Origin of the sequence: Catellatospora paridis (assembly GCF_009720365.1) — a bacterium.
GTDB classification, from domain to species: domain Bacteria; phylum Actinomycetota; class Actinomycetes; order Mycobacteriales; family Micromonosporaceae; genus Catellatospora; species Catellatospora paridis.
This window is the reverse complement of the sequence record NZ_ML769313.1, coordinates 91,091-105,901: the sequence shown is the minus strand read 5'-3', so window position 1 is coordinate 105,901 and position 14,811 is coordinate 91,091. Positions and strand designations below refer to the sequence as shown.

At 72.7% G+C, this 14,811-nt stretch carries 17 protein-coding genes; 6 read left to right on the top strand and 11 right to left on the bottom strand.

All coding sequences use genetic code 11. The features are described from left to right. Positions 1-816 carry an AAC(3) family N-acetyltransferase gene (locus F9C41_RS05415; protein ID WP_155385556.1) on the bottom strand — a complete coding sequence of 272 codons (816 nt, stop codon included), beginning with the start codon at positions 814-816 and terminating at the stop codon, positions 1-3. A gap of 68 nt (positions 817-884) precedes the next feature. On the opposite strand from F9C41_RS05415, the gene F9C41_RS05410 reads away from it, so the two are divergent. Next, complete coding sequence (locus F9C41_RS05410) at positions 885-1,568, top strand: alpha/beta fold hydrolase (RefSeq protein ID WP_155385555.1); 684 nt, start codon at positions 885-887, stop codon at positions 1,566-1,568. Between the two features lie 69 nt (positions 1,569-1,637). Here F9C41_RS05410 and F9C41_RS05405 read toward each other — a convergent pair whose 3' ends face one another. The 4 genes from F9C41_RS05405 to F9C41_RS05390 form a co-directional block, all read right to left on the bottom strand. Then, positions 1,638-2,096 carry a GNAT family N-acetyltransferase gene (locus F9C41_RS05405; protein WP_155385554.1) on the bottom strand — a complete coding sequence of 153 codons (459 nt, stop codon included), beginning with the start codon at positions 2,094-2,096 and terminating at the stop codon, positions 1,638-1,640. 10 nt (positions 2,097-2,106) lie between these two features. Further along, the gene (locus tag F9C41_RS05400; RefSeq protein WP_155385553.1) at positions 2,107-2,640 is read right to left on the bottom strand and encodes a GNAT family N-acetyltransferase; all 534 of its coding nucleotides are present in this window, start codon (positions 2,638-2,640) and stop codon (positions 2,107-2,109) included. A gap of 86 nt (positions 2,641-2,726) precedes the next feature. After that, the gene (locus tag F9C41_RS05395; RefSeq protein ID WP_155385552.1) at positions 2,727-3,443 is read right to left on the bottom strand and encodes a GNAT family N-acetyltransferase; all 717 of its coding nucleotides are present in this window, start codon (positions 3,441-3,443) and stop codon (positions 2,727-2,729) included. Between the two features lie 91 nt (positions 3,444-3,534). Continuing rightward, entirely contained in the window at positions 3,535-4,239 is a 705-nt protein-coding gene (locus tag F9C41_RS05390) for a DUF4386 domain-containing protein (RefSeq protein ID WP_155385551.1), read from the bottom strand. 220 nt (positions 4,240-4,459) lie between these two features. Here F9C41_RS05390 and F9C41_RS05385 point away from each other — a divergent pair, with 220 nt between their 5' ends. Continuing rightward, positions 4,460-5,434: a sigma-70 family RNA polymerase sigma factor gene (locus F9C41_RS05385; protein ID WP_155386188.1), complete on the top strand. Its 975-nt coding sequence runs from the start codon at positions 4,460-4,462 to the stop codon at positions 5,432-5,434. On the opposite strand, the gene F9C41_RS05380 is transcribed toward F9C41_RS05385, so the two are convergent. Next, a complete protein-coding gene (locus tag F9C41_RS05380; RefSeq protein ID WP_196279632.1) occupies positions 5,321-5,749 on the bottom strand; it encodes an STAS domain-containing protein in 429 nt (142 codons plus the stop codon). The two genes, F9C41_RS05385 and F9C41_RS05380, sit on opposite strands and share 114 nt — an antisense overlap. Before the next feature lie 261 nt (positions 5,750-6,010). Between F9C41_RS05380 and F9C41_RS05375 the strand changes: the two genes are divergently transcribed. After that, positions 6,011-6,547, top strand: coding sequence for a dihydrofolate reductase family protein (locus F9C41_RS05375; RefSeq protein ID WP_155385549.1), 537 nt, complete (start codon positions 6,011-6,013; stop codon positions 6,545-6,547). A 196-nt stretch (positions 6,548-6,743) separates the two neighbouring features. On the opposite strand, the gene F9C41_RS05370 is transcribed toward F9C41_RS05375, so the two are convergent. The 3 genes from F9C41_RS05370 to F9C41_RS05360 all read right to left on the bottom strand — a co-directional run bounded on the left by F9C41_RS05370 (position 6,744) and on the right by F9C41_RS05360 (position 9,992). Further along, a complete protein-coding gene (locus F9C41_RS05370) occupies positions 6,744-7,151 on the bottom strand; it encodes a RidA family protein (protein WP_155385548.1) in 408 nt (135 codons plus the stop codon). 106 nt (positions 7,152-7,257) lie between these two features. Next, positions 7,258-9,417, bottom strand: a complete 2,160-nt coding sequence (locus tag F9C41_RS05365; RefSeq protein ID WP_155385547.1) for a bifunctional SulP family inorganic anion transporter/carbonic anhydrase — start codon at positions 9,415-9,417, stop codon at positions 7,258-7,260. Between the two features lie 80 nt (positions 9,418-9,497). Then, entirely contained in the window at positions 9,498-9,992 is a 495-nt protein-coding gene (locus F9C41_RS05360; RefSeq protein ID WP_155385546.1) for an ArsR/SmtB family transcription factor, read from the bottom strand. Between the two features lie 129 nt (positions 9,993-10,121). Between F9C41_RS05360 and F9C41_RS05355 the strand changes: the two genes are divergently transcribed. Next, complete coding sequence (locus F9C41_RS05355) at positions 10,122-11,078, top strand: S41 family peptidase (protein ID WP_155385545.1); 957 nt, start codon at positions 10,122-10,124, stop codon at positions 11,076-11,078. Between the two features lie 61 nt (positions 11,079-11,139). Here F9C41_RS05355 and F9C41_RS05350 read toward each other — a convergent pair whose 3' ends face one another. After that, the gene (locus F9C41_RS05350; RefSeq protein WP_196279631.1) at positions 11,140-11,994 is read right to left on the bottom strand and encodes a phosphotransferase family protein; all 855 of its coding nucleotides are present in this window, start codon (positions 11,992-11,994) and stop codon (positions 11,140-11,142) included. Positions 11,995-12,154: 160 nt separating this feature from the next. Next, a complete protein-coding gene (locus tag F9C41_RS05345) occupies positions 12,155-13,687 on the bottom strand; it encodes an aldehyde dehydrogenase family protein (RefSeq protein ID WP_230689333.1) in 1,533 nt (510 codons plus the stop codon). 75 nt (positions 13,688-13,762) lie between these two features. On the opposite strand from F9C41_RS05345, the gene F9C41_RS05340 reads away from it, so the two are divergent. Together F9C41_RS05340 and F9C41_RS05335 are read left to right on the top strand one after the other, a co-directional pair. Continuing rightward, the gene (locus tag F9C41_RS05340) at positions 13,763-14,128 is read left to right on the top strand and encodes a VOC family protein (RefSeq protein WP_155385543.1); all 366 of its coding nucleotides are present in this window, start codon (positions 13,763-13,765) and stop codon (positions 14,126-14,128) included. Beyond that, a complete protein-coding gene (locus F9C41_RS05335) occupies positions 14,125-14,769 on the top strand; it encodes a 2'-5' RNA ligase family protein (RefSeq protein ID WP_155385542.1) in 645 nt (214 codons plus the stop codon). The genes F9C41_RS05340 and F9C41_RS05335 overlap by 4 nt, the downstream gene beginning before the upstream one ends. Positions 14,770-14,811 lie beyond the last annotated feature (42 nt).

Here is a 14,811-nt window from a genome sequence, read left to right as displayed (position 1 = left end):
TCAGGAATGAGCAGCCGATTCGTTCGCGCCGACGCGGTGCGTGGCCATCCATTCGGTCGCGAAGTCGACAAGGGTGCGCTGGCGCATCAGCCGCGCGACGGCCGAGCCGACCCGGCCCCGGCACACCGCGCCGGTGGCCTCGAAGTCCGCGCCGAGCCGCGCGAAGTCGCTCTCGTCCGGGTCCACGTCGGTCCAGGTCACCCAGTGGCTGGTGCCGTCAGGCCGCCGCACCGACGAGCCGGTGCCGATGCGCGGCGGCTCCTGCTGCCGCCACTCGGCCAGGTGCAGCGACGTGTTCGAGTCGTGATCGCAGCCCAGCAGCAGCACCTTGCCGTCGAGCCGGTTGATCGCGCCCAGCGGCGAGCGCTCGCCCAGCGCGTCGTCGAGCGGGTGCGCGGCGACGACGGCCGCCGCGTGCGCGCCGAGGGCCGCGAAGGACACCTGCGGGTGGTCGCTGCGCAGCGCGCCCGGCCAGGTGCGGACCGACTCGGCGAGCAACCCCATCCAGCGGCTGGGGGTGCGCGCCGGGTCGAAGCCCGGGGTTTGCTCGCGGATCACCGGCCACCACGGCTCGGGCACCGGCGGGCGCTGCCATACGGCCGGGTCGGTGTTCTCGGGGGTGTGGGTCGGCACGACCAGCGTGCCCTCGGGGCCGAGCACGTCCAGGAATGCCTGCACGACGGCGTGCGTGCCGCCCGCCGTGAACCCGACGCTCTTCAGGGACGCGTGCAGGAGCACCACGTCACCCCGTGACAGGCCGAGCTTGTCCAGGTCGGCGGCGAGGGTGGCCGCGGTGTGCGGCATGGTCTGCTCCATCGGCGCATCGTAGCCGCGCGGCTCGTCGCGGCCCTCCGGTTTTCGCGGCCGCCGGTAGGCTCGCCACCATGTCAGGTGATCAGGTCATCGACGTCAGCGGTGTGCGGCTCGCCTACCGGGTGTTCGGCCCGCCCGCCGCGCGGCCGGTGGTGCTGCTGCACGGTGGCAGCGCCGACAGCTCGACCTGGGTGGACGTGGCTCCCGCGCTCGCCACGGATCACCGGGTGTACGCCGTGGACCTGCGCGGGCACGGGGCCAGCGAGCGGACCGACCGCTATTCGTTCGAGCTGCTGCGCGACGACGTCGTCGGGTTCCTCGACGCGCTCGACCTGCGCGACGTGACACTCATCGGGCACTCGATGGGGGGCGTGGCCGCGTACCTGACCGCGTACGCCCGGCCGGAGCGGGTGTCGGGGCTGGTGCTGGAGGAGACGCCGCCGCCGGACCCGATGGGCTTCACCGTGCCCGACCACGAGATCCGGCGGCACATCGTGAGCCAGCTCAACGCGCCCGATCCGGCCTGGTGGGACGCGGTCGACGCGGTCGCCTGCCCGGTGCTGACAATGCGCGGCGGCCCGGACAGCTTCCTGCCCCAGGACCGCATCGCCGCGATGGCCGTCCGCTTCCCGCACGGCCGCCTGGTGACGATCCCGGTGGGCCACTGCGTCCACCGCGACGCCCCTGACGCCTTCGTCGACGCCGTGAGGGCACACCTGCGGCACGCCGACCGGCCGACCACCTCGTGCCCCTGACCCCGTGACCGTCCGACCGCGTCGCGCCTGCGAGCCCGTGACCGGCTGATCCACGACGGCGGGCCGTGGTCACTCCTCGCGGGTAACCGCCACCGGCTCGCGGATCATGAACACGTCCACCGGGTCCTCGGTCTCGACCGAGAATCCGTGCCGCTCGTACAGCCGCCGCGCCGCGCTGCCCTGCAGCACCTGCAGCCGGACCCGGGTGCCGGCACGGTCGCACTGCTCCAGCAGCCCGGCCAGCACGGCCGTGCCGATGCCGCCGCCGTGCAGATGCGGGGCCAGTAGGAAGTTCTCCAACCAGTGCGCGTCGGCGGCCGGGCGCAGCGTTACACAACCGGCGAACTCACCGGCGACCTCGATCACCCGGGTGTGCTCCGCTGCGAACTTGTCCCGCAGCCGCTGCCGCACCCGGTGCTCGTCGTAGCGCCCGAGCCGTTCCAGGTCCGCCCGCAGCACCACCGCCCGCAACTCCGCCACCGGCTCGACGTCCGCCGTCAAAGCCGGGCGGGTGACCCAATCCGCCATGATCATCAGACTAGCGGGCCAGGGTCGGGCGGAAGTCTTGGTAGCCCATGATGTGGAGGTTCTTGGACGGGTCGAGGCGGAAGGGCACGATCTTGCCGGTTTCGGTGAACCCGATTCGCCGGTAGAAGGCCTGCGCACGTACGTTGTCCTCGTGCACGCCCAGGGTGAGCCAGGACGCGTCGGTGTTGTCGCGGGTCCACCTGATCGCGACGTCCATCAGCCGGGTCGCCAGTCCGGCCGACCGGCCACGGTGTGCGGGGGCCACGTAGACGCCGTGGATGCAGGCGGTGCCGGGCACGTCGTCCAGCGGAGCGGCGCCGGCCATCCCCACCCAGCGGCCGTCCTGGGCAGCGGCGATGAACATCGCCGAGGTCGACGAGGTCGCGCTCTGCTCCGCCTGCTGCCGCCAGACCTCGTCGGCGAGTGCGGCGGCGTCGGCGTACGTGGTGCCGAAGGCGCTCGGCGAATCCTGCAGCGCCTCCAGGCGCAGGGCGCGCAGCTGCTGCCATTCGCCCGGCTCGGTCCTGCGTACGACATATGTCATGGGTCTGCTCCTGCGGGTCGGGCTCGAATGATTCCACGCGCTCCGCGGCCCGGGGAGACTCCCCATGAATCGTGTGCCCGACGGCACTACTCGGGCGCGGACTGCTCCGAACGCGGTTCGCCCAGCGGGCGGCCGCCGACGCCGACGATGTGCCAGCCGAGGTCCGGGAAGCCGGCGCTGCGCGCGGTGCGGTCCGACGCGGTGTTCGCCGGGTCGTGCAGGTAGATCGGCACCGCGCCCTGCCCCAGGATCCAGCGCGCCGCCTGCGCGACCAGCGCCGTGGCCAGCCCGCGGCCCCGGTGCGCCTCCTCGGTGCCGACGGAGATCTCCATGCCCGCGCTGTTGTGCCGCTTCACGCCCACGCCCGCCGCGTACCGGCCCGCGTCGTCGAAACTGATCAGCACCTGCCCGCCGAACGGGTGCAGCCACCCCGGCACGCGCGGATCGAGCGCGTCCACCCACTGCCCGGCGTCCGGCAGCTCCGCGGGCGCCTGCGTCCACCGGAACACCCCGCGGTACGCGGTCGCGTCGGGCCGCCCCAGTGCCGCGGGCAGCCGCTCGGGCACATCGTCCCAGGTGCGCACCGCGTCGCGTACCGCATCGAGGGCATGCGGGGCGACCGACAGCACCCCGCCGTGCGGCGTCGACACCCCGACCACGTCGCGGACCTGGCCGTCCCACCCCGGCCGCGTCCGTGCCGGGCTGCCGACCACGGTCAGCCCCTGCGCGTCGGTCCACTTGCCCAGGTACTCGACGAGGAAGTCGGTGAGACGTCGGTCCGTGGAGATCTCGCGGCTGTCCATCGCCCGAAGATACGTCCCCCACCCCGCCCCCACCCGCAACCGCCCCGCGAAAAGCCCCGCAGCCCTCCTCTGTCGAAGCATCGATGGCGCTTCAGCTCGCCACCGGCGTCAGCGGGTGGACAGTCGGCGGCGCTTCCTCCAGCGCCTTTCGGTGCACGCCGCGGATGAGCAGGTAGCCGACCATCCAGAGTTCCCCGACGGCAGCGGGATAGGTGAGCGCCTCGGCTACAACGTGTGCGTCAGCGAGATATTCGACGAACGCGCTGATCACGTACCCGACGCCGCCGGCGAGGAGGATCCAGCCCAGGATGCGGGGCATCCAGCCGGATCGCAGCACGCACCAGCCCATGGGGATGAGCCACAGGCCGAAGAACAGCGCGCCCACGCCCCACAGGTTGTCGCTGATCAGGAACAGAACCGGGACTGTGGCCGCGGCGTCGCCGACCGGGTCGACCGACAGCCCGACCGCCGTGGCCAGCAGAGCCGCGCTCACGAGGCCCACGGTTGCGCTGACCAGGCCGAAGGCGGCGATCCCGCTCGCGGCGAATGCGTCCACGGTGCGGAACAGGCGGTAGAACCAGACGGCGGCGAGGGTCTGCGTGACGACCATGCCCAGTTCCAGGGCGACGGCGGCGCGGGCGAGTGACTCGTGCGCGATCAGGTCGGCCAGGGCCGCCTGGGCGTCGTCGGCGGCGAACAGCTGCGGGCGGACGACGAGGAGTCCGAGTATCGCGGTGATGGCGTTGCCGAGGTAGAACAGCCCGGTCACGCGGGCGGTACGGGTCAGCGCGTGCATGGTGACTCCTCCTTGATTTCGGGTGCGCGGAACCATGCCGCACACGCGGCCATGTTAAGAAAACTTGACATATCGAAGGTAGAGTGGCCGCGAAGCGATGTCAAGAATCTTTTACACGGCCTGGGCTGCCCCCGGCCCTCGCGTCCGCGCAGACGTCGGTGCCCCGTCGGGGTGACGGTTCGTGTCGGGCGGCGGGTGTAGGTTCGCGGGCGTGGAGGAGATGCTCGAAGCGCACCGCCGGGAACTGACCGCCTACTGCTACCGGATGCTGGGCTCGGCGTTCGAGGCCGAGGACGCGGTGCAGGAGACCCTGATCCGTGCCTGGAAGGGATACGAGCAGTTCGAGGGCCGTTCGGCCGTCCGCTCGTGGCTCTACCGCATCGCCACCAACGTGTGCCTGGACATGCTCGGCAGCGCGCAGCGCCGGGCCCGCCCGATGGACCTGGCCTCGGCCGGCGCGCCCGAGCGGGTCACCAGCGCACCCGTGCCGCTCGCCGAGTCGGTGTGGGTCGGCCCCGCGCCCGACGACCGGCTGCTGCCCGACACCGCCGACCCGGCGGACCTGACCGTGGCCCGCGAATCGGTCCGGCTCGCCTTCGTCGCGGCGCTGCAGCACCTGGCCCCCAAGCAGCGCGCTGTGCTGATCCTGCGCGAGGTGCTCGCATGGAGCGCCGCCGAGACCGCCGAACTGCTCGGCCTGACCGTCGCCTCGGTCAACAGCGCCCTGCAGCGGGCCCGGGCCAGCCTGAGCGCGGTCAGCGCCACCGACGCCGACGTGCTGGCCCCGACCGACGCCGACCAGGCCGCCCTGCTCGCCCGATACGTCGAGGCGTTCGAGCGCTACGACCTCGAAGCGCTCGCGACGCTGCTGCACGAGGACGCGACGCTGTCCATGCCGCCGCTGGACCTGTGGTTCCGCGGGGTCGCCGACATCAGCACCTGGATGCTCGGCATCGGCATCGGCTGCAAGGGCTCACGGCTGGTGCCCGTCGCCGCCAACGGCCTGCCCGCCTTCGGGCAGTACCGTCCCACCGACGACCCGGACCGCCACGAGCCGTGGGCGCTCATCGTCCTGGAGATCTCAGCCGGACGGATCGCCGGGGTCAACAACTTCCTCGACACCGAGCGGCTGTTCCCGCTGTTCGGCCTGCCCCCCGCGCTCGTGCGGGGCAAGGAGGCCGAACTCGTCGGCTGAGCCGCCCGGATGCGACGGCAGCACGCTGCGCAGACCGGTCAGCTCCAGCAGCAGCCGCAGGTGCGGGCCGGCCCGCCACAGCCGCAGCGAGCCCCCCGCCCGGCTCGTGTGCAGGCGGAGCCGGGCCAGCACGTCCAGCCCGGCCAGGTCCGGCCGGGTCAGCGCGCCGACGTCCAAGAGCACCACCAGGTCGCCGCCCGCCGGCACGTCGCGGCAGGCGTCGTCGACCCGGGCGCACAGCGCCGCCAGGTCCCCCGCCCGCAAGGAAGGGCCGAGGACCAGCACCGCGTACGACTCCCGCCCGTGCTCGCGCACCACTCGCCTCCTCTGCGGCGCACCCGCCCGCCGCCGGACGCGAACCGGGCACGGGGCACCTTGTCAGTTAGGACGGTCGGCGACGCCCCGACTCATCGGCGTACCGGCATCGAGCACGTCGGCGCAGGTCAGTGCCCTGTTCGGGGAGCCGACAAATTTTTCTTCCCGGGACCGATGAGTTTGCCGAGGCTCGTTCGTCTGACTGGGTGAGACAGCAGCCGGGCCACCCGGGCACGGCGCTGACACCGACCGGAGGACATCATGAGGAAGATCGTCGCTGGGCTGTTCGTGTCGCTGGACGGCGTCGTCCAGGACCCCCACACCTGGCACTTCCCCTACTTCGACGACGCCATGGGTGCGGCCGTCGGCGCGCTGATGGAGAGCTCGGACGTGATGCTGCTGGGCCGCACCACCTACGACGGCTTCGCCGAGTACTGGCCCAAGAGCGAGGACGAGTTCGCGGCCGTCATGAACGGCAAGCGCAAGGTCGTCGTGTCCGGCACCCTGCAGGAGGCGACCTGGGAGAACAGCACCATCGTGCGCGACCTGGACGAGCTGCGCGCGCTGAAGGCCGAGCCGGGCAAGAACCTCGGCATCACCGGAAGCGTGGTGCTGGTGCGCTCGCTGCTGCGGGCCGGCCTGCTCGACGAGCTGCACCTGCTGATCCACCCGATCGTGGTGGGCCACGGCCAGCGCCTGTTCGACGACGGCGAGACGATCCCGCTCACCCTGGCGTCGTCCGAGACGTTCAAGACCGGCGTGCTGAACCTCGTCTACACCCCGGCCCCGACCGCCTGACTACCTGCGACGGCGCCGGGGCGGGGGGGGGGGGGGGGGGGGGGGCGGGGGGGCCCCCCCCCCCCCCCCCGCCGGCCCGCGCGCGGGCGCGCGCCCCCCCCCCCCCCCCCCCCCCCCCCCCCCCCCCCCCCCCCCCCCCCCCCGGCCGTGTGCCCGGTCGTCCCCATCCGGCCCAGGCCGCACATCACGACGACGCTCATGCCCCGTCGTCGGCAACGATCGCCCAGGCCTCGATCTCCAGCAGGAACTCGGGCGCGACCAGGGCGGCGACCTGCACCGCGGTGCTGGCCGGCAGCTGTGCGGGGTCGATGAACTCGTCGCGCGCGGCCCGCACGGCGGGCATGTGCGCGGCGTCGACGACGAAGTAGCCGAGCTTCACCACGTCGGCGAAGGTCGCGCCGGCCGCGGCGAGGCAGCGGCGCAGGTTCTCGAACACCTGCCGGGCCTGCGCGGCGGGGTCGCCGGGGCCGACCAGTCGGCCGTGCTCGTCATGGGCGACCTGACCCGAGATCGCGATGAGGCGGCCGGTGCCCCAGGCGACATGGCTGTATCCGGTGGCCGGTGCCATCCCGTCCGGCGCGGGCAGACGTACGACGTGCGTCATGATCACTCCTGTCTCGTGCGTTGCCCATGATCCTCTCGCGGGTTCAGGTATCGCACCAACGACTACATCCGACGACGGCCACGCGCGGCGGCGCAGCCGTCGCCTGTCAGAGGCTGGAGACGGGCGTGAACCGGGTGTGCGTCGGGTCCAGCAGGTGGATGCGGCTGGTGGCGATGTCGAAATACATGCCGACCAGCTCCAGGCGTCCGTCGTGGACGCGCTCGGCCACCGCCGGGTAGGTCATCAGGTTCTCCAGCTGCTGGACCACGTTCTGCTGGCAGAGCCGGGTCAGGTGGTCGCCCTCGCCGCCGGCGTCCTGGGCGACCCGGTGCAGGCTGGGCTGGGCGTGGCGCAGCCAGCGGAGCAGGTCGGGCATCCGCGCCGGGAGGGTGCCCGGGCGCAGCAACGCGGCCAGCGCGCCGCAACCGGAGTGCCCGCACACCGTGATGGTGCGGACCTGCAGTACGTGCAGCGCGAAGTCCATCGCCGCGGGCACGCTGCCGTCATGGTCGTCGACGCCGTGCTGCGGCACCAGGTTGCCGACGTTGCGCACGGTGAACAGGTCACCGGGGCCGGTCGACGTGATCATGCTGGGCACGATGCGCGAGTCGGCGCAGGTGATGAACAGCTGCGTGGGCTGCTGACCGGTGCGGGCCAGCTCGGCCAGCAGCGGGCCGACCCGGCGCGCGCCGTGGCGGTGGAACAGCCGCGCGCCGCGGGCCAGGCGCTCGCGGGCCCCGTGCGGCACCGCACGGTGCACGCGGGGCAGCAGCCAGGCGGTCGGGTGCATCTTCCGGGCCGGCGAACGCTGGCCGGTGATCGCGTCGGCGTACCAGTGATGGTGCAGCTCGTGCACCTCGACGCTGCCGCCGCCGCGCTCGTGCGCGGTGCGCCAGTCGTGCAGCGCGGTCACCGCGGCGTGGTCCATGAAGTCGGCGTTGAGTTCGACGCCGACCGCGACGCCCGCGGGCACCTGGGCCAGCGTCCGGGTCAGCTGCGGTGCCGCGAGGAAGGTCAGCGAGCCCTCGATGGCGACGTGCCAGCCGTTCTCGTCCTGGTAGGCCCGCACGGTGGCGTGGGTGAGCCGCCAGATCGACAGCAGCAGCGCGCACCCCATGCCGACGAGCACGCCCTCGAACAGACCCAGCACCACCACGGCCAGCATGGTGAGCACGTACACCGGCATCTCACGGTGCTGGTGCACCTGCTGGGCGTGGGTCAGGTTGACCATCTGCACGCCCGTGTAGACCAGCAGCGCCGCCAGCGCGGGCAGCGGGATCAGCTCGATCACCGGCGCGGCGACGAGGACCAGCACCAGGATCCACACCCCGTGCAGCACCGCGGACAGCCGTGACCGGCCGCCGGCCTTCACGTTGGTCGTCGAGCGCACGATCACGCCGGCCACCGGCAGCCCGCCCAGCGCCCCGGCGACGATGTTCGCGGCGCCCTGCCCGGCCAGCTCGCGGTCCAGGTTGACCCGCGGGCCGTCGTGCATGCGGTCCACCGCGACCGCGCACAGCAGCGACTCGACGCTGGCGACCAGCGCCACCGCGCCGACCGCGGCCAGGAACACCGATGGGGAGGTGTCGGGCCAGATCGGGCCCGTGTCGAAGGCGAGGATGTCGTCGGGGATGTCCACCCGCTGCAGGTCCCACCCGGTGACGACCGCGACGGCGGTGCCGACGACGATCGCCGCCAGCGGCGCGGGCACGACCCCGGCCAGGGTCGGCACGGCCCGCCAGCCCCACAGCACGGCCAGGGTGAGCACCCCGACAAACACCGCGGGCGTGTGGTTGTGCAGCAGTTCCTCGGGCAGGGCGCGCAGATTCGCCAGCGCGGAGGCCTGCGGAGCGTCGCCCAGCAGCACGTGCAGCTGGGACAGGACGATCACGACGCCGACCCCGGCGAGCATGCCGTGCACGACCGCGGGCGACACGGCCAGCGCGGCCCGCGCCACCCGGGACGCGCCCAGCCCCAGCTGCAGCACGCCGGCCGCGACGGTGACCGCGCACGCCCCGCGCCAGCCGAAGGTGGCCACGGTCTGCGCCACGATCAGTGTCAGCCCGGCCGCCGGACCGCTGACCTGCACCACCGACCCGCCCAGCGCGCCGGCGACGATGCCGCCGATCACCGCGCTGACCAATCCCGCGATCACCGGGGCGCCCGACGCCACCGCGATGCCCAGCGACAGCGGCAGCGCCACCAGCACCACCACCAGGGACGCGGGCACGTCCGTCCGCAACCGCTCACGCCATTGTGCGCTCATGTAGACGACCACCTCTCCTTACGCGTTCTGCCCACCTCAACTGCGCCAAGCTGAGAAAACGCTGATGAAGAGATCGTCGATCAATCAGATGGACTGTCCGGATCGTGCGGTCGATAGAGACCGAGCAGCAGGCCGTACCGCATGCCGTCGTCTCCGGCGTCAGGAGTGTCCTCAGCCAGCGTGGTCAGGGTCGCGGTCAGCTCGCGGACCTGGTCGGCGGTCAGCCGCAGGTGACGCAGCACCAGGAACGGGTCGGGCGCGGCCGCGGCGATCTCCGCGCCGAGCGCCTGGAACGCGACCGCAGTGTTCTCCGCGGCGCCGGGGCCGGTGTAGTGCAGGGCGCGGGCCGGGCGGGCGTAGTACTGCTCGGTGCCGCCGCGCACGGTGCGGGTGCCGGCGGGCCGCACCAACCCGGCGTCCACGAGCACCTTCAGGTGGTGCGCCACATTGCCTTTGTTGGTACGCAGCACCGCCGCGAGCCGGCTGACCGTGGCGGGCCGTTCCAGCGCGAACAGCAGCCGATGTCGCATCGGGTGGGCCAGCGCCTTGTAGTGCTCCGCGGCGTTCACCTGCATGACCGTCACCTCTTCGGCCGGGTCTGGCGGTGGCGTTGCCCGGTCTGGGTGCTCTGTGTCTCGCGGCGTCATGAGTCAAGCGTCAAGAACTCTTGACGCTTTGTCAAGCGGCGTGCTTCCCTGGACGCCATGCAGACCCCTGAGGTGACCGAACTCGTCGACCGGCTGCGGACCCTGGTCGAGGAGCGCTACGTGTTCCCCGACGCGGCCGCCGAGATCTCCGCGCGGCTCGCGGCCCGCCGCGACGGCTACCCCACCGAACTCGCCGCGCTCGCCGCGGCGGTCACCGCCGACCTGCAGTCCGTCAACGGCGACAAGCACCTGCGCCTGCTGCACCATGCCGAACCGCGGCCGGAGCAGGTTCCCGGCGACGACGCGGCCGAGTACGCCGCTATGGCGCAGTGGGCCGAACGCACCTGCGGCGGGGTCGCCGCAGCGCGCCGCCTGCCCGGCGACGTCGGCCTGCTGGAGATCACGCCGGTGCTGTTCCCGGCGGTGCTCGTCGGCGACGTGTACGCCGCGGCGTTCACATTGCTCGCACCGGTGCGGGCGCTGATCGTGGACCTGCGCGGGTGCCTGGGCGGCGAGCCGTCCGCGGCCGGGCTGTTCATGAGCTACCTGTGGAACCACGAGCCGGTGCAGCTGACCGGGATGTACGAGCGCGCCACCGACCAGGTGCGGCAGTCGTGGACCCACGCCCACGTGCCCGGCCGCCGGTTCGGCCGGGACCGGCCGTTGTACGTGCTGACCAGCGGGGCCACCTTCTCCGGCGGCGAGGCGCTCGCGTACGACGTGCAGCAGACCGGCCGTGGCACGGTCGTCGGCGCGCAGACCCGCGGCGGCGCGCACCCGCGCGAGGGCTTCCGTCTGCACCCACACCTGGAGGCGACGATCTCGGTCGCCCGCGCGGTCAACCCGGTGTCCGGCACGAACTGGGAGGCCGTCGGCATCACGCCGGACGTGCCGGTCGCCGCCGACGACACCCTGCCGACGGCGTACCGGGCCGCGCTCGAACAGGTCTGCGCCCAGCACGGACCGTCCGCCGCCGAAGCCCGCGCCGCGCTCGACGAAGGCGCCCAGCTCTGAAGGCTGCTGCGAAAGGAAGGGCACCTTCTACAACAAATAGCGACGTGAGGGTGCCCTCCTTTCACAGCAGGCGTTGCAGGTAGGACTCCATGACGGGCAGCGGGGCGGCGTGCGGGCCCTCCCATTCCATGTCGAGGAAGGCGAGCAGGTCGGCGGCCGGGTCGTGGTCGTCGAGCAACGGCAGCAGGGCGTCGGCGGTCTCCTGGCCGTGCGCGATGAGCAGGTTGACGCGCAGGTAGCCGAAGTCGTAACCGGGTGTGCCGCGGGAGGCGTTGGTCCAGTCGACGATGCCGGTGAGGCGGCCGTCGCGCCACAGCGTGTTACCGGGGTGGTAGTCGCGGTGGATCAGAGTGCACCGCGCCGGAGGCCCGACGGCCGCGCCGGCCGCGATCGCCCGTTCCCACAGCTCGGGGCGGGTGCTGGCCGCAGGCGGGCGGGCCTCGGCCAGCACGACGTACGGCTCCCACGGGGCGACGCCCGTGCCGTCGACGGCGTGCACGACGTGTGCCGCGTCGACGAGCTGGCGCAGCATGTCCGTCGACGGCGGCGGTTCGGCGGCCGCGCGGTGGGTGGCACTGGGCAGCATGGTGCCGGGCAGCCAGGTCATCAGCAGGGCCGGGAAGTCGGTGTGCTCCCCCGCCGGGTCCACGGCGACGACCTCGGGCACGGGCAGGCCGGTGCCCGACAGGGCCGTCAGCGCGGCGACCTCGTTGGCCGGGGTGAACCACGGATCCTCGACCTGCCAGCCGGGCCGGCACCATCGGCGCAGTGCGTACCGCCGCCCATCGGTGGTGTCGACGGCACTGACGGCATGCGCGATGCCGCCTACCAGCGGGATCACCGCGGCGACCGGCGTGCGGAGGATACGTTGCAGCCAGTGCAGCGTCCCAGGCGACGGCGGCGGATACAAGTTCACGGTCAAGCCACCTACGAAACGAAGCTGCCAGGCAGGTCAGGGGATCTTGGGCGAAGATCGCCGTTTGAGGTCATGATCTGCGGTGGTACCCGAGGATCTGACACGAAACGGCGATCTTCACGCCGCCGCGCGCGCCACGCCGCGGCAGCCGCCGACGGAGCTAGAGACGGAAGTCCAGGTCGGCCGGGACGACCGCGACCTCCAGCTGTGCCTTCTGCAGGCGGCCGGAGTAGTCCCAGTTCAGAGCCTGCCAGCGGGTGAACTGGTCGAGCACCCACATGCCGGACTGGCGGCTGCCGTTGCCGGAGCGGCCGTTGCCGCCGAAGGGCAGGTGCGCCTCCGCGCCCGAGGTCGAGTTGTTGACGCTGACCATGCCCGCGCCGATACCGCGCCGGAACGCGAACGCCTTCTTCGGGTCCGTCGTATAGATGGCGCTGGACAGCCCGTACCCGGGGGCGTTGGCCAGCTCGATCGCCTCGTCGAGGGCACCGTAGCTCGTCACGCCGACGAGCGGGCCGAACGTCTCGTGGTCGAAGATGTCGTCGCCGGGACGCACCCCGTCGACGATCACCGGGTGGTAGAACAGGCCGGTCGCCGGGTCGCCGACGAAACCGGCGCGGGGGTTGTCCGCGGTGATCCGGCCGGTCGCCCCGAGCACCCGCTGCCCGCCGGTGATCCAACCCAGATATTTCTCGTACGAGGCGGCGAAGCGCTCGTCGAGCAGCGGTCCGTACAGGACGTCGCGGGTCGGGTCGCCGACCGCGGCGGCCTCCGTCGCCGCGGCGAAGCGCCGCAGGAACTCGCCGTGCACCGACTCGTGCACGATGGCGGTGCCCAGCGACGTGCAGCGCTGGCCCGCGGTGCCGAACCCGGCGAACAGCGCGCCCTCGACCGCCAGGTCCAGGTCGGCGTCCTCGGTCACCACCATCGGGTTCTTGCCGCCCAGCTCCAGGCACGGGCTCTGCAGGTGGCGGCCGCACAGCTCGCCGATCGCCCGGCCGACCTCGGTCGAGCCGGTGAAGCCGACCTTCTGCACCAGTCCCTCGTCCAGGGCGTGGGACAGGCCCGTGAACGTCTCCGGGCCGTCGGCGTGCACGAGGTTGAGCACCCCGGCGGGCAGGCCGGCCCGGACGAACAGCTGGTAGAGGGCGTCGGCGGCGGCCGCGGCGTACAGGGCGGGCTTCCACACCACCGTGTTGCCGCACAGCAGCGCGGGCACCAGATACCAGGACGGCACGGCGACCGGGAAGTTGCCCGCCGTGATGATCATCGCGGTGCCGACCGGTTCGCGGAAGGTGAACAGTTGCTTGTCCGGCATCTCCGACGGCACGGTCTGGCCGTAGAGGCGCCGGCCCTCGCCGAGGAAGAACCGGCAGGTGTCGACGATCTCCTGCACCTCGCCGCGCGCCTCGGCCAGCGGCTTGCCGATCTCGCGGGTGACCAGCCGCGCCAGCGCCTCGGCGTTGGCCTCGACCAGCGCGCCGATGTTGGCGACGACCTGGCCGCGGACCGGGGCGGGCACGTCGGCCCAGGCCCGCTGCGCGGCGTGCGCCGACCGGGCGGCCGCGGTGACCGTGGCCGGGTCGGCGAGCACCACCTGCGCCACGACGTCGTCCAGGTCCGCGGGGTTGCGGCTGTCCAGCACCCGGGCCCCGGCCGGAACCGGCCCGCCGTCGATCATCGAACGAAGCATGCCAAGCATCATGCCCCCGCGCGCAGCGTGCGCCAAGGTCCGGCCCGGCGCTTCATTTCATGTGAGAATGTCCGAATGCAGCGAGTAACAGGTATCGGCGGTGTCTTCCTCCGCGCCCGCGATGCCGAAGCCCTGCGGGCCTGGTACGCCACCCACCTCGGCATCGACGTCAGAGAATGGGGTGGCCACACTTTCCGCTGGCACGCGGGCGGCACGACGACCTGGACGGTCCTCGAGAAGGACGCCGACTACGTGGACCCCGACCAGCCGTACATGATGAACTTCCGGGTCGACGATCTCGACGCGATGCTCGGCCAGCTCCGGTCCGCCGGGGTCAGGGTCGCCGACGAGGTCGAGGACGGGGAGTTCGGGCGGTTCGGCTGGGCGTACGACGCCGAGGACAACCGCTTCGAGCTGTGGCAGCCGCCGCGCGGCCGATGAAACCCTTCCTCACCGGCGCCCGGGTCTGGCCCTTGGGGTGGACCCGCCTGCACGTGTACCTGCTCCCCGACCTCCAGCACGACCAGGGCCTCGCCCGGCTCGTGCACGGCTGCCGGGCGGCGATGGCCCCGTTCGGCTTCCTCAACCCCGTGCCCGACCCGTGGCTGCACGTCACCGTCCAGCCGGTGATGGGCATCCCCGCCGCCGAGATCGGCCCCGGCGAGCGCGACAAGCTCACCGCCCGACTCACCGAGGCGCTGTCCGATGTGCCCGCGTTCACCCTCACCGTCGGCTCCGCGCTGGCCAGCGTCACCGTCGTGCTCGCCGACCTGGACGGCGACCTGCCCGGCGAGCCCCTGCACACCGTGCACACCCGCACCCGCACCGCGATCTCCGATGTGCTCGGCAGCGAGGCCGTCGCCTACCAGGCCATGCCCGGCCACCTCACGCTCGCCTACGCCACCGGGTCCGGCGACTCCGGCCGGGTGCAGGCCGCGCTGCGCCAGGTGCGCCCCGGCCACGCCGCGCTGACCGTACGCGAGGTGCACCTGCTCGACGTCGCGCAGGACACGCGCGCGGCCGGATACCGGTGGACGCCGGTGGCCCGCATCCCGCTCGCCACGCCGCCTCATCGAACCTGATGTGTGCACCTCACGCGCCGTGTCGCCGCCCCTGACGTGGGA

Bases quoted from the DNA above. Each gene is read 5' to 3' on its own strand.
- F9C41_RS05385 (WP_155386188.1), top strand. From the start codon at position 4,460: ATGCTCGAAGCGCACCGCCGGGAACTGACCGCCTACTGCTACCGGATG.
- F9C41_RS05335 (WP_155385542.1), top strand. From the start codon at position 14,125: ATGAAACCCTTCCTCACCGGCGCCCGGGTCTGGCCCTTGGGGTGGACC.
- F9C41_RS05355 (WP_155385545.1), top strand. From the start codon at position 10,122: ATGCAGACCCCTGAGGTGACCGAACTCGTCGACCGGCTGCGGACCCTG.
- F9C41_RS05370 (WP_155385548.1), bottom strand. From the start codon at position 7,151: ATGACGCACGTCGTACGTCTGCCCGCGCCGGACGGGATGGCACCGGCC.
- F9C41_RS05365 (WP_155385547.1), bottom strand. From the start codon at position 9,417: ATGAGCGCACAATGGCGTGAGCGGTTGCGGACGGACGTGCCCGCGTCC.
- F9C41_RS05415 (WP_155385556.1), bottom strand. From the start codon at position 816: ATGGAGCAGACCATGCCGCACACCGCGGCCACCCTCGCCGCCGACCTG.
- F9C41_RS05345 (WP_230689333.1), bottom strand. From the start codon at position 13,687: ATGCTTCGTTCGATGATCGACGGCGGGCCGGTTCCGGCCGGGGCCCGG.
- F9C41_RS05400 (WP_155385553.1), bottom strand. From the start codon at position 2,640: ATGACATATGTCGTACGCAGGACCGAGCCGGGCGAATGGCAGCAGCTG.
- F9C41_RS05405 (WP_155385554.1), bottom strand. From the start codon at position 2,096: ATGGCGGATTGGGTCACCCGCCCGGCTTTGACGGCGGACGTCGAGCCG.
- F9C41_RS05340 (WP_155385543.1), top strand. From the start codon at position 13,763: ATGCAGCGAGTAACAGGTATCGGCGGTGTCTTCCTCCGCGCCCGCGAT.
- F9C41_RS05390 (WP_155385551.1), bottom strand. From the start codon at position 4,239: ATGCACGCGCTGACCCGTACCGCCCGCGTGACCGGGCTGTTCTACCTC.
- F9C41_RS05410 (WP_155385555.1), top strand. From the start codon at position 885: ATGTCAGGTGATCAGGTCATCGACGTCAGCGGTGTGCGGCTCGCCTAC.
- F9C41_RS05375 (WP_155385549.1), top strand. From the start codon at position 6,011: ATGAGGAAGATCGTCGCTGGGCTGTTCGTGTCGCTGGACGGCGTCGTC.
- F9C41_RS05360 (WP_155385546.1), bottom strand. From the start codon at position 9,992: ATGCAGGTGAACGCCGCGGAGCACTACAAGGCGCTGGCCCACCCGATG.
- F9C41_RS05395 (WP_155385552.1), bottom strand. From the start codon at position 3,443: ATGGACAGCCGCGAGATCTCCACGGACCGACGTCTCACCGACTTCCTC.